Below are 20,846 nucleotides of genomic sequence, written 5' to 3'. Positions count from 1 at the left end.
TCGGCTCCCCCGACGGCGTCCCTCTCGGCCGGCGCCCTCCGGTTCCGCCCGTGGGCGTGCCGGACGACACCTCACAGCCCTGCCGCTGCCCGCGGAGCCCGCCGACGGGGTGAGCCGCCCGAGCCGCACGCGGTCGGCGGCAGCGGGGACGCCGGGCGGCACGTGAGCCCGTGCTGTCCGTCAGCCGTCGGTCCCCGGGCCGGCCCCCTCGTACAGCGCCGCGACCGAACGCACCGCCGCCAGCAGTTCCGCGCGCGCCTCGGGCGGGTCCACGACCTCCACCTGGTCGGAGAGTGCGAGGAGTTGCCGTACGGCCCGCAGGCTCGGATAGGCCAGCCGCGCGGTGGCCCACTCCCCCGTGCCGGGGTCGTCGGGCAGGGCCGTCAGCTGGGCGGCGACCAGTCGCTGGAACAGGTCGAGCCGGTCGCGCCGTACTCGCACGGTGACCTCGACCGTGTTCTCCCGCTCCTCCACCTGCCGGCGCAACACCTCCCAGGCGTCGCCGAGTTCGACCCCGGGCCGGCGCCGTACGGGCTCGTCCAGCGGCCGGGCGGAGTGGATCCGGTCGGCGCGGAACAGCCGGGGCAGGCCGCGCCGGTCGGCGATCAGGTACCAGACCCCGGCCTTGGCGACGAGGCCGTAGGGATCCACGGTGTACGTCCGCGGCTCGCGCTGCCCGCTGTGCCGGTAGCGGAGCCTCAGGCGCAGGTCGGAGAAGACCGCGCTCTGGAGCACGTCCAGGTCGACGGCCCGCAGCGGGCCGCTCTTCCAGCGGGTGGCGTCGACCAGGATGCGGCGGCTGGTCACCTCGGCGGCGGGCCGGTGCGGCGCGGGGAGCGCGGCCATCACCTTGCGCAGGGCCGAGCCGAGGGCCGCGTCCAGTCCGAGCGCGGCATGGGCGCCCTGGGCGGCCAGGATGAACAGGGCCCGGGACTCGTCGGCGGTCAGCCCCGTGACGTCGGTGCGGAAGCCGGGGAGGAGTTCGATGCCGCCGTGCCGGCCGCGCTCGGCGTACACGGGGACCCCCGCGGCGGACAGCGCCTCGACGTCCCGGTAGATGGTGCGGACCGACACCTCCAGCCGGTCGGCGAGTTCGGGGGCGGGGACGCGGCCCCGGGTCTGCAGGAGCAGCAGGATCGACAGCAGCCGGTCGGACTTCACGCGCCCAGGATCCCGCCGTCGCGGAGCGCCGCGCAAATGTTGACGGAAGGTGTCAGGTTATTCGCGCATCCTCTTCTCACCGACCACGAGCACCACCACGGGAGAGGCACCCATGACCAGCACCGAGTTCACCGACCCGCGCCCGTTCTACGTCCGCGCCACCGACCAGGCGGCCGCCCTGATCAACACCGTACGGCCCGAGGACCTGGACCGGCCGACCCCCTGCACCGAGTTCGACGTACGCGGCCTGCTGGGCCACGTCGTCGGCGGTACCCGGCGGATCGCGGTGGTCGGCGAGGGCGGCGACGGCCTCGCCGTGGACCCGGTCACCGAGGGGGTCGCGGACGACGGCTGGGCCGCGGCCTACGACGAGGTGCGGGTCCGGGTCCTGAGGGCCTGGGAGAGCGACGAGCGGATGACGGCGCCGGTGCGGGTGCCCTGGGGCGAGGTCCCCGGCCACGCGGCGCTCTCGGGCTACGTCATGGAGATCGTCACGCACACCTGGGACCTCGCCGAGGCGCTCGGCCGGCGGGACGGACTCGACCCGGAACTGGCCGGGTTCGCGCTCGCCACCGCCCGCGCGGTGCTGCCGGACTCCCGTCCGCGTGACGCGGAGACGCCCTTCGCCGACCGCCGCGAGACGCCGGCGGGAGCCGGTGTGTACGAGCGGCTGGCGGCCTGGCTGGGCCGCGCGCCGCTCAGCCGAGCCTGACCCGGGCCAGCTGGCGGGACTGGGCGACCAGCCGGTCCTCGCTGTCCCAGACCTCGGCGTCCTCCTCCAGGAAGCCGCCGGCCAGGTTGCGGGTGGTGATGGACACCCGCAGCGGGCCGGGGGCCGGGCGGTGGCGGACGTGGACGGTGAGTTCCACGGTCGGCACCCAGCCCTTGATGCCCAGCTCGAAGGCGGTGGGCGGGAGGGCGTCCACGGCGAGGAGCAGCGAGAGCGGGTCGGCGTCACGGCCGTCGGCGAGGCCGAACCAGGCGCGCATCTCGCCCTTGCCGGAGGGCGCGCCGAGCGCCCAGCCGAGGGTGGCGGGGTCCAGCTTGAGCATCAGCCGGTCGGTGATCGCGGAGCTGCCGTCGACCGGGGCCGGCCCGTCCTCGGGGCCGAAGCACTGCTCCAGCGGCGGTATGGCGGGCGGGGTGGCCGTCGTACGGACGTCGTCGGGGAGGGCGGCGAGGTCGCCGTAGGAGGCGAGGACGCGGATGCGTTCGACCTCGTTGCCCTCGTCGTCGTACTGGTAGAGCGAGGCCTGGCCGGTGGAGAGGGTGCGGCCGGTGCGCACGGTCTCGGTGCGGACGACCGCCGGGCCGGGCTGCGAGGCGGTCAGGTAGTGCGCGGAGACGGTGAACGGGTCCGGGTGCGGCAGGGTGTCCGCGAGGGCCCGGCCGAGCACGGCCAGCAGATAGCCGCCGTTGACGGCGCTGATGATGGTCCAGCCGGCCGAGAGGTCGATGTCGTAGACACCGGGCTCGCGCCGGGTGACCGCGGTGTCGCGGTCGAACTCGCTGTCGCCGATCAGGGCCGGGGCGGCGGGGACGGAAGCTGCTTCTGGCATGGAAGAACGGTACAGCAGGAAACTACTAAGCGGTAGCTTTTCTCGTGTGAGCAGGGGTCGCGCACCGCCCGCCACCGGTACCGGGTGAGGGTCCGGCAATTTCTCGGTAAGTGTCCGGACTCGTCCTCAACCCCGGGACTCCGTTCTCCCTCTAAAGGGACATGAGCCTCACCGGGACTCCGTTCCTCTACACGACCATCGTGCTGTCCGTGGTCGCCCTGATCCTGCCGCTCGTCCTGTGGTCACGGATGCGCGGACCCCGGCCGCTGCGCACCGCGGCCCGGGTGCTGATGCTGCTGTTCGCCCAGGGCACGGCCGTCACCCTGGTCTTCGTGCTGGTCAACAACCAGAACAACCTCTACGACGACTGGGCCGACCTGCTCGGCACCGGCGACCACGTCCAGCAGGCCGCCGACCTCGGCCGGGACGGCACCGGCGGGATCGCGGTGAAACGATTGCCCAAGGTGCGCCAGACCTTCGCGGACGCCCAGGGCCCCGGCATGCGCGCAGCCGGCGGGGTGCGCGTCACCCAGCTCAAGGGCCGGGTCTCCGGCGTGAACGCCGAGGTCTACGTCTGGCTGCCGCCGCAGTACGACGACCCGGCCTACCGGCACAGGAAGTTCCCGGTGGTGGAGGTGCTGCCGGGCTACCCCGGCTCCGCCAAGGCCTGGTTCGGCTCGCTGCAGGCCCACGAGCAGCTGCTGCCGCTGATGCGGAGCGGCCAGGTGGCGCCGTTCATCCTGGTCGCCCCGCGCACCAACCTGCTGGCCGGTGTGGACACCGGCTGCGCCAACGTCCCGGGCCAGGTCAACGCCGACACCTGGCTCAGCATCGACGTCCCGAAGATGGTCATGGACAACTTCCGGGCCGAGCCGGCTCCCCGGGGCTGGGCGGTGGCCGGGTACTCGGCGGGCGCGCACTGCGCGGTCAAGCTGGCCGTGGCCCACCCCGAGCGGTACCGGGCCGCGGTGAGCATGTCCGGCTACAACGACCCGATCGGCGAGCGCAACTCCCTCGCCGCGCAGACCCCCGCCCTGCGCGCCGCGAACAACCCCTACCTGATGCTGCGCAAGGCCCCCGCCCCGCCCCCGGTCGCGCTGTACCTCTCCGGCCAGTCCGGCGACGGCTACCAGGCGGGCATGGCCCTGGAGGCGGTCGCCAAGGCGCCGACCACCGTGCGGGTGGTGTTCCTGCCGCGCAGTGCGGGCGGTCACACCATGGCGCTGTGGCGGCCGCAGGTGGACACCGTCTTCCGCTGGCTGACCCTGCAGATGGGCGAGAGCCGCGCGAAGGGGCACGACACCTCCGTCGCCGGGACCGCTCACGGAACCCGCGGGACCGCGACGGGGACCCCGGGGACTACTCCTCGGTCACCGTCGACCGGCGGTTCCACGCGCGCGGCGCTCGCCAGTGGTACCGCATCGCGAGCAGGCGCAGCACGAAAGCCGTGACGACCGCGAGCCCGCTGGTGAGCGGGCTGAGGACGTCGTAGCGGATGCACAGCGCGACCATCGAGGCACCGACGATCGCCGGGACCGCGTAGAGGTCGCGGTCCCAGCGCAGCAGCGAGGGCACCTCGTTGGCCAGCACGTCCCGCAGGACACCGCCGCCGACGGCGGTGGCGAGGCCCAGCGTCGCCGACGCGGTCAGGCCGAGGCCGAAGCTGTACGCCTTCGTCGTACCGCTCACGCAGAACAGACCGAGACCGGCGGCGTCGAAGACCAGCACCGCCGCCTGGATGCGCTCGACGTGCGGGTGCAGGAAGAAGACGACGAGCGTGGCGAGCAGCGGGGTGACGAAGTATCCGAGGTCGGTGAAGGCGGCCGGGGGGACGGCTCCGATGACCAGGTCGCGGAACAGTCCCCCGCCCAGCGCGGTGACCTCGGCGAGCACGGCGATGCCGAAGACGTCGAAGTTCTTCCGCACCGCCAGCAGGGCGCCGGAGATCGCGAACACGAAGATGCCGATCACATCGAGCGTGTGCTGGACGGAGGGACTGAAGAGTTGCTGGAGCTGCACCCTGACATTCTCACCTGTCGGAGTGGGTGAACCTTACAAAGCCAGGCTCACAGGGCGGGTTTCCCTGTGGTGAACAGCCAGCTGTCGAAAAGGTCGTCCAGCTGCCGCCCGCTGACCCGCTCCGCGAGGCGGACGAAGTCGCCGGTGTCCGCGTTGCCGTACCGGTGCAGGCGCGTCCAGGCGGGCAGCAGCGCGAAGAAGGCCTTGTCGCCGATCCGCTCGCGCAGCACCTGGAGCGTCATCGCGCCGCGCTGGTAGACGGCCGAGGCGAACATCGTGTCCCGCTGCGGGTCGGCGACCTTGATCTGCCAGAAGGCGGAGTCGGCGGGGCGGGCGTTGTACGCGGCGAGGAAGGAGTCGTGGGCGGAGCGGGTGCCCTGGTGCTCGGCCCACAGCCACTGGGCGTAGGTGGCGAAGCCCTCGTTGAGCCAGGTGTCCTTCCACCGCGCCACGCTCACCGAGTCGCCGAACCACTGGTGGGCCAGCTCGTGCACGATGGTCGTCTCGTTGCGCACGGCCGAGTAGGCGGGCTTGCTCTGCACCTCCAGCGAGAACCCGGCCTCCGGCATGTCGTCCACGATCGCGCCGGTCTCCTCGAAGGGGTACGGCCCGAAGACCTTGGACCAGTAGTCGGTGGCGGCGGCGGTGACGCCGTAGACGTCGACGCTGGTGCCGTTCTTCAGCACGGGGTCGACGGCGACGTAGATCGGGATGCCGCCGGGGGTGCGGCCGGTGCGCACGTCGAACCTCCCGACGGTGGCGGTGGCGAGGTAGGTCGCCATCGGCTTCGACTCCCGCCAGTGGGTGTACGTCGAGCCGCCCTTGTCGTACGTCGACACCAGCCGGCCGTTGGAGACGGCGGTCAGGCCGCGCGGGGCCTTGATCCGGATGTCGTAGGTGGCCTTGTCGGCGGGGTGGTCGCTGGACGGGAACCAGGTCGAGGCGGCGTTGGGCTCGCAGGCGACGAAGACGCCGTCGCCGGTCTTCATCCAGCCGTAGGAGGAGCCGAAGATGATGGGCCCGCCGAGGGGCTGGGGCACGCCGCCGTAGGTGACGGAGACGGTGAACACGCGGCCCTCGGGGAGCGCCCGGCGCGGGGTGACGGTCAGCTCGTCGCCGTCGCGGGTGAACTCCGCCCGTCTGCCGTCGACCCGGACGCCGGTGACCTCCAGCTGCTGCAGGTCGAGATCGAAGGAGGAGAGCTTCTGGGTGGCGCGCGCCGTGAGGGTCGTACGGCCGTCCAGGCGGCCGGTGTCCGGGGCGTAGGCGAGGTCGAGGTCGTAGTGGCGGGCGTCGTAGCCGCCGTTGCCGAGCTGCGGGAAGTAGGGGTCGCCGATGCCGGGGGCGCCCGGGGTGGGGGCGGAGGAGGCGGCGACTACGAGGAAGGAGGCCGCGGCGGTGGCGACTGCCCCCAGACGTGCCGAACGGGAGAGTGACATGAGTCGTCCCTTTCGAGCGTGCCGATCAGTGGTCGGACACGGACGACTCTGCACTCTCCCGTTCAGACATGTACATGACTTTGCCCAGTCGTCATGTGCGACGCGACGGGCTGCGTCATGGGCTACTTGCCGGTCGACTCCTGCGTGTCGGCCTCGTTCGTGGTCTTCGCGCCCGGGCCGGTCTTGGCGCCGGAGGTCTCGACCGCTTCGGCGGCCTCGGTGGCGTCCGGAGCCTCGGCCGCTTCCGGAGCCTCGGCGGTCACGGAGGGCTCTTCGGTGGACTCCGCGGTCTCCGAGGTCCCGGCGGTCACCTCAGCCTCGGAAGCCTCTTCGGTCGCGGAGGCCTCGGTGGGCTCGGCCGCCTCGGCGGGCTCTTCCGCTTCGGCGGTCTCGGCGGCCTCTTCGGCCTCGGCAACGGCCTCCCGCGCCTCCGCGACGGCTTCCGCCGCCTCGGTGGCCGCGACCGCCTCCGCCGGCTCGGAAGCCTCCTTCGCCACCGGCTTCTTCTCCGCCCCCTTCGCCACCGGCTCCTTCTCCGCCGAGCCGCCGGAGACCACCGCGTCCGGGACCAGTTCCGAGGCCTCCTTGGCCGCCGTCAGCAGGACCGTGTCCTGCGGGGCCTGGTCGGCGAAGTTCTCGGGGTGGTGGCAGGCGACCCGCTGGCCCGGCCGCAGCTCGACCAGCTGGGGCTCGGTCGTCCTGCAAATCTCCGTCGCCTTCCAGCACCGCGTGTGGAAACGGCAGCCGGAGGGCGGGGCGATCGGCGAGGGAACGTCGCCGCGGAGCAGGATGCGCTCGCTCTTCTGGCCCCGGCGCTTCGGGTCCGGCACCGGCACCGCCGACATCAGCGCCTTGGTGTACGGGTGCATCGGCGACTCGTACAGCGCGGTGCGGTCGGCCAGCTCCACGATCTTGCCGAGGTACATCACCGCGATCCGGTCCGAGACGTGCCGGACCACCGAGAGGTCGTGGGCGATGATCACGTAGGTCAGGCCCAGCTCCTGCTGGAGGTCGTCCATGAGGTTCACGACCTGGGCCTGGATCGACACGTCCAGCGCGGAGACCGGCTCGTCCGCCACGACCAGCTTCGGCTTCAGGGCGAGCGCGCGGGCGATGCCGATGCGCTGGCGCTGACCGCCGGAGAACTCGTGCGGGTAGCGGTTGTAGTGCTCGGGGCTGAGGCCGACCAGCGACAGCAGCCGCTGGACCTCCTTCTTCACCCCGCCCTCGGGCTCGACGCCCTGGAGCCGGAAGGGCGCCGAGACGATCGAGCCGATGGTGTGCCGGGGGTTCAGGGAGCCGTACGGGTCCTGGAAGATCATCTGGATGTCGCGGCGCAGCGGGCGCATCTGCCCGGTCTTGAGCCGCGTGATGTCCTGGCCCTCGAAGGTGATCTTCCCGCCGGTCGGGTCCTGGAGCCGGGTGATGACCCGGCCCATGGTCGACTTGCCGCAGCCCGACTCGCCGACCACGCCCAGGGTCTCGCCCTTGCGCACCTCGAAGTCGATGCCGTCGACGGCCTTCACGGCGCCGACCTGCCGCTGCAGGATGCCCTTCTTGATCGGGAAGTGCTTGGTCAGGCCCTCGACCTTGAGCAGCACCTCGCGGTCCGCCGAGCCCTCGGAGGCCGACGCCTGCTGAGGGATCGCGGCCTCGTCCGTCTTCTTGGTCTCACTCACAGCTTGGGCGCAATCTCTTCGGTCCAGATCCGCTGGCGGTCCTCGGCCGAGAGGTGGCAGGCGGACCAGTGCCCGGTGCTCACCAGCTCCAGCTCGGGGCGCACCGTGCGGGTGACGTTCCCCTTGGGGATGTCCGCGTACGGGCAGCGCGGGTGGAAGGCGCAGCCCGAGGGGACGTTGATGAGGCTCGGCGGCGAGCCCTTGACCGGGATGAGCCGCTCGGAGGTCTCACGGTCGATGCGGGGCATCGAGCCGAGCAGGCCCCAGGTGTAGGGGTGCTGCGGCTTCTCGAAGACCTCGTCGGCCGGCCCGCGCTCCACGCACCGGCCGCCGTACATCACGAGGACGTCGTCGGCGATCTCGGCGACCACACCGAGGTCGTGCGTGATCATGATGACCGCGGAGCCGAACTCCTTCTGCAGGTCCCGGATCAGGTCGAGGATCTGCGCCTGGACGGTCACGTCGAGGGCGGTGGTCGGCTCGTCCGCGATGAGCAGCTCGGGGTTGTTCACCAGGGCCATGGCGATCATGGCGCGCTGGCGCATACCGCCGGAGAACTCGTGCGGGTAGCCGTCGACGCGCTTGGCCGGCTCGGGGATGCCGACCCGGTCGAGCATCTCGATGGCCCGCGCGCGGGCGACCTTCCTGCTGACCTTGTGGTGCACCCGGTAGGCCTCGACGATCTGGTCGCCGACCTTGTAGTAGGGGTGCATCGCGGACAGCGGGTCCTGGAAGATCATCGCCATCTCGCGGCCGCGGAGCTTGCGCACCTCGTCCGGGGCGGCGGAGACCAGTTCCTTGCCGTCCAGCCAGATCTCGCCGGACATCCGCACGTTCTTGCCGCGCGTGCCGAGCCGGTGCAGACCCATGATGGCCTGCGAGGTGACCGACTTGCCGGAGCCGGACTCGCCGACGATGGCGAGGGTCCGGCCCTTCTCCAGCGAGAAGCTGAGCCCGTCGACGGACTTGACCAGGCCGTCGTCGGTCGGGAAGTGCACCTTGAGGTCACGGACCTCCAGGAAGGCCTCGGGTGCCTTGGCGGACGTGGGCTCGCCCACGGCCGCGCCGGTCTTGGAGAGTTCGGTCACGAGAGCCTCACCCGCGGGTCGGCGGCGGCGTAGAGCACGTCCACCACAAGATTTGCGATCACGACGAAGAAGGCGGCGAGCAGGGTCACGCCGAGGATCTTGGGCAGGTCGTTGTCGGTGATGCCCTGCACCGCGTACTGGCCGATGCCCGGCAACGAGAACACGTACTCGGTGATCACGGCGCCGCCGAGCAGCAGACCGAGGTCCATGCCGAACACGGTGATGATCGGCGTGAGGGCCGCGCGCAGACCGTGGCGGACCACGACGTTGCGCTCGCGCAGGCCCTTGGCGCGGGCCGTGCGGATGAAGTCCTCGTTCATCGTCTCCAGCATGCCCGAGCGGGTGAGCCGCGCGTAGATGGCGGAGTACAGCAGGGCGAGGGAACACCAGGCCGGGAAGAGGGTGTTGGCCCACTGGGACGGGTTCTCGGTGAACGGGACGTAGTCGCGTCCGAAGATCGGCAGCTGTTCGGTGAAGAGCAGGAGCGCCAGGTTCCCCGTGAAGAACATGGGCAGCGAGACGCCGGCGAGCGCGACGCCCATGAAAGCCCGGTCGTAGACCGACCGCGGCTTCAGCGCGGAGATGACACCGGCCACCACGCCCGAGAGCAGCCACAGCACCGCGGCGCCCACGGCGAGCGACAGCGTGATCGGGATGCGGGAGGTGAGTTCCGGCCACACCGCCTGGTGGTTCTTGAAGGAGTAGCCGAAGCAGGGTGCGTCGCAGTGCACCGTGGTGGGGCCGATGCTGTAGTCGGCGCCGGCCACGATCCCCTTGATGAAGTGCCAGTACTGGACGTAGACGGGCTGGTCCAGACCGAGGTTGCGCTTGACCGCGGCGATGTCCGCGTGCGACGGGCTCTTGCCGATGTACTGCTGCGCCAGCTGGTCCGCTGTCTGGCCGGCGAGCCGCGGCAGCAGGAAGAAGATGGCAAAGGTGACCGCGGAGACGACCAGCAGCAGGATCACTGCCGCGAACGTCCGGCGGAGGATGTACGAGATCACGGGGATCGGCGCTGGTGCCCGCGGGCCGCGAGGCCCGCGGGCACCAATGCCTTCACCTGCCTTCCGGGGCTGCTACTTCGACGCGACGCCGATGTTGAGGTAGTCGTACTGACCGCTGAAGGCCGCCGTGGAAACCAGGTTGGTGTAGTTCTGCGGGCGGGCGAGCAGGACCTTGAAGTAGGTCAGCGGGACGAGGACGGCGTCGTCCATGGTCTTCTTGTCGATCTGCGTGTAGAGGCTGTTGCGCTCAGTGGTGTCCTGAGTGCCGATCGCCTTGGACAGCAGGGCGTTGACGTCCTTGCTGTCGTACTGCGCCAGGTTGGTGTTGCCGGACTGGCTGATCGCCTTGCCGTTCAGGATCTGCTGCAGGAAGCCGTAGCCCGAGGGCCAGTCGGCACCCCACTGCATCATGATCAGACCGAGGTTCTGCTTCTCGGTGAACTTCGGCACACCCGCGTAGTCCGTGAAGTACTTGCCGGACGGGTACTGCTTCAGGCTGGCGTTGATGCCGACCTTCTTCAGCGAGTTGATGATCGCCGTGGCGGCGTCGACCTCCTGCGGCCGGTCCGAACGGGCCGAGATGTTCGTGGAGATGGACGACTTGCCGCAGGCCTTCAGCTGCTCCTTGGCCTTGGCGACGTCGCCCTTGTTGTCCTTGGTGGCGTAGACGTCGGACTTGGCGTAGCCCGGGATGTCCGGCGGGAGGACCGTGGAGGCGATGTCACCGCGGATCGGGCCGCCCTCGGCGGTCTGCACCGAGACCTTGTCGATGGCGTACTGGACGGCCTTGCGGCACTCGATCTTGTCGAACGGCGCGACCTTGGTGTTGATCGCCATGTAGACGAGACGGCCACCGAAGGTGTTGTCGGTGCCGGCCTTCTTGTCCGGGTCGGTGATGACGTCGGCCTGGGTCGAGGCCTGGACACCGGTACCGGCCAGGTCGATCGCCTTGCCGGCGAGGACGTCCTGGTCGATCGTCTCCGGGTTGACCTTCAGCTTGACGACGATCTTGTCCGGCAGCTGCTTGCGCAGCGGGTCGGTCTTCGCGTCCCAGTTCTCGTTGCGCACCAGGACGGCCTGCTTGCCGTCCTCGTAGCTCTGGAACTTGTACGAGCCCGAGGAGACGATGCTCTTGACGTAGTCGACGCCCTTGTCCTTCGCCTTGGGCACCGGCGCCGTCTGCGGGGCGGCGACCAGGTAGTCGAACTCCTGGAAGGCCTGCTTCAGGTGGAAGACGACCGTGGTGTCGTCCGGCGTCTCGATGGAGGACAGGCCCTTGTCGCTCTTGTCCTTGTACGGGCCCTTGTACTTGTCGCCGCCGGCCAGGAACTGCTGGAAGTAGTTCGGGCCGAGGGAGAGCACGTCACGCGCGAAGTTTGAGCGCTCGACGGCGTACTTGACGTCCTTCGAGGTGATCGGCGTGCCGTCCTCGTACTTCAGGCCCGAACGCAGCTTGTACGTCCAGGTCTTGCCGCCGTCGCTCGACACGCCCTTGCTCGCCGCGAGGTCCGGGACGAGGGTGTTGCCCTCCTCGCCGGCGCCCGGCTTGAAGGTCATCAGCGGGCGGGCCCACAGCCGGCTCAGGTTGTACATGTACGCGTAGTACGTGTTGCCGGGGTCGAACGAGTCCGGGACGTCGGACATCTCGTAGGTGAGCGTGCCACCCTTTTTGTCGGACGCGTTGACGACGCCCTTGGTCGCGGCGTTGGCCCCGGCCGACTTGGTGCCGTTCTCGTTCTTGTTGTCATCGGCCTTGCTGCAACCTGCAACGAGCAGGCTGGCGGAGCCGATGGCCGCGATCGCGGCCAGCGCTGACCTTCGCATGATGGGCGCTTTCCCCTCCATTGTTGGAAACTTTTCGGGCTCTCTGTGGCAGGCGTCAGCGACTGCGCGGGTCGAGAGCATCGCGGAGACCGTCACCGAGCAGGTTGAACGCCAGCACGGTCACGAAGATGGCGAGTCCGGGGACGATCATGAACTGGGGGTCGACCTTGTAGAAGTTGACCGCCTCGCGGAGCATGCCGCCCCAGGACGCCTGCGGGGGCTGGATGCCGACGCCGAGGAAGCTCAGGGACGCCTCGAAGAGGATGTTGGTCGGGATGAGCAGCGTCGAGTAGACGATGATCGGGCCGACCAGGTTGGGCATCAGCTCCCTGAACAGGATGTACGGAGCCTTGGCGCCCATGCCCCGGGAGGCGTCGACGAACTCGCGCTCGCGCAGGGCGAGGGTCTGGCCGCGCACGATCCGTCCCAGATAGGGCCAGTTGAAGAAGCCGATGACGAAGATCAGCACGCTCAGGTGGAGCGGCAGTCCGTTCAGGCCGAACGCGCCGCCCTGCAGCGTGGCGGAGATGGAGATGGCGAACAGCAGGAGGGGGAAGGCGAGGAACGTGTCCATCAGCCGGCTGATGATCGAGTCGACCCGCCCGCCGTAGTAGCCCGCGATGACGCCCATGACGGCGCCGATCACGTTGGACAGGATGGTGGCGCCGAAGGCGACCACCAGCGACACCCAGGAGCCCTCCAGGATGCGGGTGGCGATGTCCCGGCCGAACTTCGGGTCCACGCCGAGCGGGTGGTCCGCGCTCATGCCGCCCAGACTTCCCTTGGGCAGGGAGGTGTTGGGATCGATCAGGTCCTGGTTGAAGGCGTTGGGGTCGAGCCCGAGCAGGGACTGGATGGGCCGCGAGAGGACGGCGAGGAGGATCAGCAGGATCACGATGACGCCGCCCGCGACGGCCACCTTGTCCTTCTTGAACCGGGTCCAGGCGATCTGGCCCAGGGAACGACCCTCGATCTGCCCCTTTCCGACACCCTCCAGCACAGCCTCCGGCTGTGCCTCGGCTGCCGCCCCGGTGGTCTCGATCGGTGCGGTCACGGTGAGCGACCCCTCTCGCCGGTGGTGACCGGCCTGCGCCTGCCGCGGATTGCGGCTTTGTCGACTTGCCATCGAGCATGAGGTCTCGACCTCACGTCTGAGTCGGGAGTCTTCAGCGTCGTCGCGATCACCCGCCAGAGCTGACGGCGAAAGTATGCGCAACCGTGATGCAGTCCGGGGGATTCCGTTATCCGATCAGTGGGTAACGGCCACCGGACGCGGCCCAGTTGGGGCAGAACGGCGAATTTGCGCGGTTCGGGACGATCGGGCGATGTCTACGCGCGCAGAAGTGGGTCCGGCTCGTAAATTCTGCGCCGGCAGCCAAAGCGCGTGCCACGCGGCACTGTTGTCAGTAACCGCCGTGCACCGGTGGGTAGCCGTATCCGGGCGCCGGGGTCTGCGGCAGGGCCGGGGCCTGGAGCGGGGGCTGCGGCGGGGGCGCGGGGACGTGGGCCTCGCGGTCGTAGAAGGGGCGCGCGTTGGCCCGCATCCACATCACCACCGGGTCGTGGTCGTCGGTCATGGCGACCGTCGACACCGGCAGCCCCTCCGGGACCGCCCCGATGGACTGCTGCATCATCGCGCGCACCGAGTCGACCGCGGCCGGGGAGGCGTCGTAGACGTCCAGGCCGATGGCGAGGTACGGCGCCCCGAGTGCCGGCTGCACCCAGGCGCGGCGCAGCGAGCGCAGCGCGGGGGTCCGGTGCGCGTTCTGCGCGAGCAGGGCGTAGAACTGGGGGATCTCGATGCCGGGCTCGGACAGCCGCAGGGGTCCCGCGGGCTGGCGGTCCAGGCCGGCGGCGATACGGCGCAGATCCAGCCAGGGGATGCCGACGCCGCCGCCGGGGGCGTGCGGGTTGAGCCAGAGTCCGTAGTGGTCGGGGTAGAGGGTGCGCGCCACGTCGAGGCCGTCGACCACTTCGTACGAGCGGTTCCAGCCGCTGGCCGACAGCTCCTGGGCGGAGGTGACGCAGGGGGCGTAGTGGCAGCCGTCCACCTCCATGTCCCCGTACTGGGCGTCCGGAGAACCGGCCTGGCCGTGCCACAGCAGCATCCAGATCTGGCCGGAGGAGGGGATGGCGAGGGCGCGGAGCAGGGCCTCGTAGGCGTCGTAGCGTCCGGGCGTGACCTGGCGCAGCGTGTGCTCGACGCTTCCGCTGTGGCTCGCGCTCACCTGTCGTGCCCTTCTCTTTTCCGTGCCCCTGCGTTCGGAGACAGCTTATGCGCCCTGCGACTCGGGGCCTTGTGTTCGTGCGCGGGGGCGCCTTCAGTGGCCGTACTCGTAGAAGGGGCGGACGTTGGTCTTCAGCCAGGTGGCCACCGGGTCGTCCGTCACGTCCATCAGGACCAGGCTGACCGGCCACCGGACCGGCACCCTGCCCAGCGCCCGGCCCAGGGCCTCCAGGGGGCGGGTGCGGAGGTCGCCCTCCCACTGGGAGAGTTCCACGCCGACGAACATCACCGGGTCGGCCGTCTCGACGGCCGCCAGGCAGCGGCGGGCGGTGAGGATCACGCCGGCCTCGGCGAACTCGGCGGAGGCGGCGGAGAGGAAGTCGACCGGGTCGTCCTGCCAGTCGGGCTCGAAGAGGCGGACCCGGCCGCCGGTGTTGGGGCCGTCGAGCGGGGTGCGGCCGGCCCTGCACAGCTCGGCCACGGCGTCGGGCGGCAGCGGGACGCCGACCACACCGCCCGGGTTGACCACGATGCCCGCCTGCGGGGGCAGGCCGCGGGCGAACTCCAGGGCGGGGGCGACGGTGTACGACATGTGGGCACCGGCCACCTGGCGCAGCTGTTCCTCGGAGCTGAACACCGGGACGTACGTCTGGCCCTCGATGTCCATCGTCGGCAGGTCCAGCGGGCCGCTGTCCGGGCCCCCGCCGTTCGGCAGCGGTATCCACAGGAAGCTGCGGCCGAGGACCTCGACGATCCGACCGCCCGCCGCGGGCACGCCGAGGGAGGCCGAGAGCACCTCCTCCAACTCGTTGCCGGGCCACCCGCCGTGCGGGTGGGGGTGCGCCTGTGCCGGGAAGTCCGCGGGAAGGTCCGCCGGGAAGTCCATCTGCCTACCGCCTGCTGGGGATCACTGCTGTGCGCGAAAAGGCTAGCGGGTGGCGGTGACAGTGCCTCACCGCGCGAGGCCGGCACCCCGCCACCGCGCGAAGCCGGCACCCGTCACGGGCTGAAGCCCGCACCCGCCCCCCTCGCAGCCGACGCCCGCCACCACGTGGGGCCGGCGCCGCCGCCGCGTGCAGCCGCCGCCGCCATAGGTGAAGTCGGCACCCGTCGCGGCTCAGAGCCCGCACCCACCCCCGCCCGAACCGGCATCCGCCTCCGACTGAAACCCGCACCCGCAGCCCTCGCAGCCGACGCCCACCGCCTCCCTCGCAGCCGGCACCCGCCACCGTTGAAGCCGGCGCCCGCCACGGCCTGAAGCCGCACCCGCGCCCCGTCCGAAACCCGGCCCCGCCCCCGCGCGAGACCGGCAGCCGTCACCGGGTGAAGCCGACCCGGCCGAGGACGTCCGCCGCGTCCCGGTCCAGCAGCACGGCCGCGCCGCAGCCGGCGGGCGGCTCGCCCCTCTCCACCGCGCGCAGCAGGCGGGCGGTGGTCCGGCGGTGGCGGCGGAAGGCGAAGCGGGACACGCCCCGGCCGCGTTCGCGCTGGCCCTCCCGGGCCGTCTCGGGGCTGACGTCGAGGACGAGCAGGTGCAGGGTGGCGCCCCGGCGGCGGGCCTCGCGGGCCAGCCAGGCGCGCACCCAGGGCTGGGTGCCGCAGTCGTGCACGACGACCCCCTCGCCGGTGCGCAGGGCGCGCCGCAGTCCGGCGTAGTGGGCGAGGCGGACCAGGGGGCGGTACAGGGCGTAGGGGAGGAAGCCGGGGACGCGGGCCTGCCAGCGGTCGCGGGCGTCCTGGGAGTCGACGCGCCGGCCGGTGACGGCGCGGTGCATCAGGGTGGACTTGCCGCTGCCGGGCAGTCCGGTGACCACCACCAGGTCGCGGGGGCCGAAGAGCAGGGCGTGCGGGCTCCGGCCGGCGCGGTCGCGCAGGTCGCGGACGACCGGTGCGGGGCGGTCCGCGCTGCGCTCGCGGGAGAGGGCGGTGGGCTGCTTCGGCACCGCGAAGCCGGCGTCGGTGGCGTAGGCCGAGGTCCTGTTCACCGTGATCGTCCTCCCCTGTGGGCTCGGTCAATCCCATGCCCGTCGTATGTAAAGGGAAGGTAATGCGCAACGGTCGGCGATTCGTGTGCGTACGGCTACGGGTTGGTCACAAGGAGCGTGCTCTGGCTGGGCGGGGTGCGGCGTGCAATGATGTGCCCGCCAACTGCATACCGGCCGCTTGAATCCGCGCGGGAGAGTCCCTGGCAGCACTGGTGCCGGGGCGCCGAAGGAGCAAGTCCCTCCCTTGAATCTCTCAGGCCCCGTTACCGCGCGGGCGAGGCACATCTGAAAAGCGGGCCGCTGCAGACAGTGGCTCCACCCAAGGTGCAAGCCGTGATCGTCCCCGTGGCGGTCGTGGCGAACCTCTCAGGTTCCGATGACAGATGGGGAGGAACGTTCCTCGCCTGTCCGCCTGCCTTGGGAGACGACCGTCCGATGAGCAGTTCTGCACTCCGTCACACCGCGCTCGATGCCGTGCATCGCTCGCTCGGTGCGACGATGACCGACTTCGCCGGCTGGGACATGCCCCTGCGCTACGGCTCCGAGCGTGACGAGCACCTCGCCGTGCGCACGAAGGCCGGTCTCTTCGACCTCTCCCACATGGGCGAGATCACCGTCACCGGCGCCGAGGCCGCCGCGTTCCTGAACTTCGCCCTGGTCGGCAACATCGCCTCCGTCGGCGTGGGCCGCGCCCGCTACACCATGATCTGCCAGGCCGACGGCGGCATCCTGGACGACCTGATCGTCTACCGGCTGGCCGAGACCGAGTACATGGTCGTCGCCAACGCCTCCAACGCCCAGGTCGTGCTGGACGCGCTCACCGAGCGCGCCGGGGGCTTCGACGCCGAGGTCCGCGACGACCGGGACGCGTACGCGCTGATCGCCGTGCAGGGTCCCCGGTCCCCCGGGATCCTGAAGTCGCTCACCGACGCCGACCTGGACGGTCTGAAGTACTACGCCGGCCTGCCCGGCACGGTCGCCGGCGTCCCGGCGCTGATCGCCCGCACCGGCTACACCGGCGAGGACGGTTTCGAGCTGTTCGTGAAGCCGGAGCACGCCGTCGAGCTGTGGCAGGCGCTGACCAAGGCCGGCGAGGGCGTCGGCCTGGCGCCGTGCGGGCTGTCCTGCCGGGACACGCTGCGCCTGGAGGCGGGCATGCCGCTGTACGGGCACGAGCTGACCCGTGAGCTGACCCCCTTCGACGCCGGGCTCGGCCGCGTGGTGAAGTTCGAGAAGGAAGGCGACTTCGTGGGCCGCGAGGCGCTCACGCGGGCCGCCGCCCGGGCCGAGGAGAACCCCCCGCGGGTGCTGGTCGGCCTGGTCGCCGAGGGCCGCCGGGTGCCGCGCGCCGGGTACGCCGTCGTCGCCGGGGGCGAGGTGATCGGCGAGGTCACCTCCGGCGCCCCCTCCCCCACCCTGGGCAAGCCGATCGCCATGGCCTACGTCGACGCGGCGCACGCCGCGCCGGGCACCGGGGGCGTCGGCGTGGACATCCGGGGCACCCACGAGGCGTACCAGGTCGTGGCGCTGCCGTTCTACAAGCGCCAGAAGTAAAGACTGGGCGCGGTCGGCCGTCTCCGGGGCCCCGCCCCGTGGCCGGCACGTGACCCTGCGCACATTCGGCCGCTCACCAGCGGTTTCCGCAGTCCCCCCGTCATCAGCACTCCCGCGTGTACAGGAGAATTCAGGCCATGAGCAACCCCCAGCAGCTGCGCTACAGCAAGGAGCACGAGTGGCTGTCGGCCGCCGAGGACGGCGTCGCGACGGTCGGCATCACGGAGCACGCGGCCAACGCGCTCGGTGACGTCGTCTTCGTCCAGCTCCCCGACGTCGGCTCCACCGTGTCCGCGGGCGAGACCTGCGGCGAGCTGGAGTCGACGAAGTCGGTGTCCGACCTGTACTCGCCGGTCACCGGTGAGATCACCGAGGTCAACGAGGACGTCGTCAGCGACCCGTCGCTGGTGAACTCCGCTCCCTTCGAGGGCGGCTGGCTGTTCAAGGTACGCGTCGCGGAGGAGCCGGCCGATCTGCTCTCCGCCGACGAGTACACCGCCTTTTCCGCCGGCTGAGGAGTCGTAGTCGTATGACTGTTCTGAACACGCCCCTGCACGAGCTGGACCCGGAGATCGCCGCCGCGGTCGACGCCGAGCTGAACCGTCAGCAGTCGACCCTGGAGATGATCGCCTCCGAGAACTTCGCGCCGCTCGCGGTGATGGAGGCGCAGGGCTCGGTCCTCACCAACAAGTACGCGGAGGGCTACCCGGGCCGCCGCTACTACGGCGGCTGCGAGCACGTCGACGTCGCCGAGCAGATCGCCATCGACCGGGTGAAGGAGCTGTTCGGCGCCGAGTACGCCAACGTGCAGCCCCACTCCGGTGCCTCCGCGAACCAGGCGGCCCTGTTCGCGCTGGCCCAGCCCGGGGACACCATCCTCGGCCTGGACCTGGCGCACGGCGGCCACCTGACCCACGGGATGCGGCTGAACTTCTCCGGCAAGCAGTTCGACGTGGTCGCCTACCACGTGGACGCCGAGACCGGCCTGGTCGACATGGCCGAGGTCGAGAGGCTCGCCAAGGAGCACCGCCCGAAGGTGATCATCGCGGGCTGGTCGGCGTACCCGCGGGAGCTGGACTTCGCCGAGTTCCGCCGGATCGCCGACGAGGCCGGCGCGTACCTGTGGGTCGACATGGCGCACTTCGCGGGCCTGGTCGCGGCCGGTCTGCACGCGAACCCGGTGGAGTACGCGGACGTCGTCACCTCGACCACCCACAAGACGCTGGGCGGCCCGCGCGGCGGCATCATCCTCGCGAAGAAGGACTTCGCGAAGAAGCTGAACTCCTCCGTCTTCCCGGGCTTCCAGGGCGGTCCCCTGGAGCACGTGATCGCGGCGAAGGCGGTCTCCTTCAAGGTCGCCGCCTCGGAGGACTTCAAGGAGCGCCAGCGTCGTACGGTGGAAGGTGCGCGCATCCTCGCCGAGCGGCTGACGGCTCCGGACGCGCGCGAGGCCGGCGTGAACGTGCTGTCCGGCGGCACCGACGTGCACCTGATCCTCGTGGACCTGCGTGCGTCGGAGCTGGACGGGCAGCAGGCCGAGGACCGTCTCCACGAGGTCGGCATCACGGTCAACCGCAACGCCGTCCCGAACGACCCGCGGCCGCCGATGGTCACCTCGGGTCTGCGCATCGGTACGCCGGCCCTGGCGACCCGCGGCTTCACGGCCGAGGACTTCGCCGAGGTCGCGGACGTGATCGCGGAGGCGCTGAAGGCGCCGTCCCCCTTCGGGGAGGCCGACGCCGAGGCCCTCAAGGCGCGCGTGAAGGCGCTCGCCGACAAGCACCCGCTGTACCCGGGTCTGAACAAGTAAGTCCCCGGTGGGGCACCCGTCCGAGGGTGCCCCGCCACCCCCCTGTTGTCTTGAGGAGTGACCGTGGCCATCTCGGTCTTCGACCTGTTCTCGATCGGCATCGGCCCGTCCAGCTCCCACACGGTCGGCCCGATGCGGGCGGCACGGATGTTCGCCCGCCGCCTGCGCAACGAAGGCCTTCTGGAGAAGGCCGCCTCCGTCCGCACGGAGCTGTACGGCTCCCTGGGCGCGACCGGACACGGCCACGGGACCCCGAAGGCCGTCCTGCTCGGCCTGGCCGGCGACTCGCCGCGCACGGTGGACGTGGAGACGGCGGACGCGCGCGTGGAGGCGATCAGGACCGAGGGCAGGATCAGGCTCCTCGGCGAGCACGAGATCGCCTTCGACTTCGACCGGGATCTGGTGCTGCACCGCCGCAAGGCCCTGCCGTACCACGCCAACGGCATGACGCTGTGGGCGTACGACGCCGACGGCGCCGAGCTGATCTCCAAGACGTACTACTCGGTCGGCGGCGGCTTCGTCGTCGACGAGGACGCGGTGGGCGCGGACCGGATCAAGCTCGACGACACGGTCCTGAAGTACCCGTTCCGCACGGGCGACGAGCTGCTGCGCCTGACGAAGGAGACGGGCCTGTCGATCTCCTCGCTGATGCTGGAGAACGAGCGGGCCTGGCGCTCCGAGGAGGAGATCCGCGCGGGCCTGCTGGAGATCTGGCGGGTGATGCGCGAGTGCGTGCAGCGGGGCATGTCCCGTGAGGGCATCCTGCCCGGCGGTCTGAAGGTCCGCCGCCGCGCGGCCGTCTCGGCCCGTCAGCTGCGCGCCGAGGGCGACCCGCTGGCGCACGCCATGGAGTGGATCACGCTCTACGCGATGGCGGTGAACGAGGAGAACGCGGCCGGCGGCCGTGTGGTGACGGCACCCACCAACGGCGCGGCCGGCATCATCCCGGCGGTCCTGCACTACTACATCAACTTCGTGCCGGGCGCCGACGAGGACGGCGTGGTCCGCTTCCTGCTGGCCGCGGGCGCGATCGGCATGCTGTTCAAGGAGAACGCGTCCATCTCCGGCGCCGAGGTCGGCTGCCAGGGCGAGGTCGGCTCGGCCTGCTCCATGGCGGCGGGCGCGCTCGCCGAGGTGCTCGGCGGCTCCCCCGAGCAGGTGGAGAACGCGGCCGAGATCGGCATGGAGCACAACCTCGGCCTGACCTGCGACCCGGTCGGCGGCCTGGTCCAGATCCCGTGCATCGAGCGCAACGGCATGGCCGCGGTGAAGGCGGTCACGGCCGCGAAGATGGCGATGCGCGGCGACGGCTCGCACAAGGTGTCCCTGGACAAGGTCATCAAGACGATGAAGGACACCGGCGCGGACATGAGCGTGAAGTACAAGGAGACGGCGCGCGGCGGGCTCGCGGTGAACATCATCGAGTGCTAGCCGGGCCGGACGGGCGGTACCGGGAACGGCGTGAGGGTACGGCGAGAGGGGGGCGGGTCCCGGAGG

At 70.9% G+C, this 20,846-nt stretch carries 18 protein-coding genes and 2 riboswitches; of the genes, 6 read left to right on the top strand and 12 right to left on the bottom strand.

Features of this window, described 5'->3' with window-relative positions; translation table 11 throughout:
• Positions 1–180: 180 nt before the first annotated feature.
• Entirely contained in the window at positions 181–1,161 is a 981-nt protein-coding gene (locus ACZ7N4_RS19420) for a helix-turn-helix transcriptional regulator (protein WP_471359551.1), read from the bottom strand.
• Positions 1,162–1,273: 112 nt separating this feature from the next.
• Between ACZ7N4_RS19420 and ACZ7N4_RS19415 the strand changes: the two genes are divergently transcribed.
• On the top strand, positions 1,274–1,873 hold the full coding sequence (locus tag ACZ7N4_RS19415; protein ID WP_471359550.1) for a TIGR03086 family metal-binding protein: 600 nt from the start codon (positions 1,274–1,276) through the stop codon (positions 1,871–1,873).
• Here ACZ7N4_RS19415 and ACZ7N4_RS19410 read toward each other — a convergent pair.
• Positions 1,860–2,720 (bottom strand): thioesterase family protein, encoded by an 861-nt coding sequence (locus ACZ7N4_RS19410; protein WP_471359549.1) that lies wholly within the window; start codon positions 2,718–2,720, stop codon positions 1,860–1,862. The genes ACZ7N4_RS19415 and ACZ7N4_RS19410 overlap by 14 nt on opposite strands.
• A gap of 161 nt (positions 2,721–2,881) precedes the next feature.
• Here ACZ7N4_RS19410 and ACZ7N4_RS19405 point away from each other — a divergent pair, with 161 nt between their 5' ends.
• A complete protein-coding gene (locus ACZ7N4_RS19405) occupies positions 2,882–4,171 on the top strand; it encodes an alpha/beta hydrolase (RefSeq protein ID WP_471359548.1) in 1,290 nt (429 codons plus the stop codon).
• Here the strand turns inward: ACZ7N4_RS19405 and ACZ7N4_RS19400 are convergent.
• The 10 genes from ACZ7N4_RS19400 to ACZ7N4_RS19355 all read right to left on the bottom strand — a co-directional run bounded on the left by ACZ7N4_RS19400 (position 4,080) and on the right by ACZ7N4_RS19355 (position 15,985).
• Positions 4,080–4,739, bottom strand: coding sequence for a trimeric intracellular cation channel family protein (locus ACZ7N4_RS19400; protein ID WP_471359547.1), 660 nt, complete (start codon positions 4,737–4,739; stop codon positions 4,080–4,082). The two genes, ACZ7N4_RS19405 and ACZ7N4_RS19400, sit on opposite strands and share 92 nt — an antisense overlap.
• Positions 4,740–4,786: 47 nt before the next feature.
• Positions 4,787–6,178: a M1 family metallopeptidase gene (locus ACZ7N4_RS19395; protein ID WP_471359546.1), complete on the bottom strand. Its 1,392-nt coding sequence runs from the start codon at positions 6,176–6,178 to the stop codon at positions 4,787–4,789.
• 122 nt (positions 6,179–6,300) lie between these two features.
• The gene (locus ACZ7N4_RS19390; protein ID WP_471359545.1) at positions 6,301–7,857 is read right to left on the bottom strand and encodes an ABC transporter ATP-binding protein; all 1,557 of its coding nucleotides are present in this window, start codon (positions 7,855–7,857) and stop codon (positions 6,301–6,303) included.
• A complete protein-coding gene (locus tag ACZ7N4_RS19385; protein WP_471359544.1) occupies positions 7,854–8,945 on the bottom strand; it encodes an ABC transporter ATP-binding protein in 1,092 nt (363 codons plus the stop codon). The genes ACZ7N4_RS19390 and ACZ7N4_RS19385 overlap by 4 nt, the downstream gene beginning before the upstream one ends.
• Complete coding sequence (locus ACZ7N4_RS19380) at positions 8,942–9,949, bottom strand: ABC transporter permease (protein ID WP_471359543.1); 1,008 nt, start codon at positions 9,947–9,949, stop codon at positions 8,942–8,944. The genes ACZ7N4_RS19385 and ACZ7N4_RS19380 overlap by 4 nt, the downstream gene beginning before the upstream one ends.
• A 72-nt stretch (positions 9,950–10,021) precedes the next feature.
• On the bottom strand, positions 10,022–11,773 hold the full coding sequence (locus ACZ7N4_RS19375; protein ID WP_471359542.1) for an ABC transporter substrate-binding protein: 1,752 nt from the start codon (positions 11,771–11,773) through the stop codon (positions 10,022–10,024).
• A 55-nt stretch (positions 11,774–11,828) separates the two neighbouring features.
• Positions 11,829–12,827 (bottom strand): ABC transporter permease, encoded by a 999-nt coding sequence (locus ACZ7N4_RS19370; protein WP_471359541.1) that lies wholly within the window; start codon positions 12,825–12,827, stop codon positions 11,829–11,831.
• A gap of 349 nt (positions 12,828–13,176) precedes the next feature.
• Positions 13,177–14,001, bottom strand: a complete 825-nt coding sequence (locus tag ACZ7N4_RS19365) for an enhanced serine sensitivity protein SseB C-terminal domain-containing protein (RefSeq protein WP_471359540.1) — start codon at positions 13,999–14,001, stop codon at positions 13,177–13,179.
• A 93-nt stretch (positions 14,002–14,094) separates the two neighbouring features.
• Complete coding sequence (locus tag ACZ7N4_RS19360; protein ID WP_471359539.1) at positions 14,095–14,886, bottom strand: enhanced serine sensitivity protein SseB; 792 nt, start codon at positions 14,884–14,886, stop codon at positions 14,095–14,097.
• A gap of 430 nt (positions 14,887–15,316) precedes the next feature.
• Entirely contained in the window at positions 15,317–15,985 is a 669-nt protein-coding gene (locus ACZ7N4_RS19355; protein WP_471359538.1) for an AAA family ATPase, read from the bottom strand.
• A gap of 179 nt (positions 15,986–16,164) precedes the next feature.
• Positions 16,165–16,264, top strand: a riboswitch (glycine riboswitch).
• Positions 16,265–16,378, top strand: a riboswitch (glycine riboswitch).
• Positions 16,379–16,420: 42 nt separating this feature from the next.
• Here ACZ7N4_RS19355 and gcvT point away from each other — a divergent pair.
• From gcvT to ACZ7N4_RS19335, 4 genes are all read left to right on the top strand, one after another.
• A complete protein-coding gene (gene gcvT, locus ACZ7N4_RS19350) occupies positions 16,421–17,539 on the top strand; it encodes a glycine cleavage system aminomethyltransferase GcvT (RefSeq protein WP_471359537.1) in 1,119 nt (372 codons plus the stop codon).
• Positions 17,540–17,676: 137 nt separating this feature from the next.
• Complete coding sequence (gene gcvH, locus ACZ7N4_RS19345; protein ID WP_471359536.1) at positions 17,677–18,054, top strand: glycine cleavage system protein GcvH; 378 nt, start codon at positions 17,677–17,679, stop codon at positions 18,052–18,054.
• Positions 18,055–18,068: 14 nt separating this feature from the next.
• On the top strand, positions 18,069–19,349 hold the full coding sequence (glyA, locus tag ACZ7N4_RS19340; RefSeq protein WP_471359535.1) for a serine hydroxymethyltransferase: 1,281 nt from the start codon (positions 18,069–18,071) through the stop codon (positions 19,347–19,349).
• 63 nt (positions 19,350–19,412) lie between these two features.
• On the top strand, positions 19,413–20,780 hold the full coding sequence (locus tag ACZ7N4_RS19335) for an L-serine ammonia-lyase (RefSeq protein ID WP_471359534.1): 1,368 nt from the start codon (positions 19,413–19,415) through the stop codon (positions 20,778–20,780).
• Positions 20,781–20,846 lie beyond the last annotated feature (66 nt).

The sequence above is a fragment of the Streptomyces sp. NPDC107654 genome (assembly GCF_055639035.1).
Note: the sequence above shows the minus strand (reverse complement) of the source record. Positions and strands in the feature narration are given on the sequence as shown.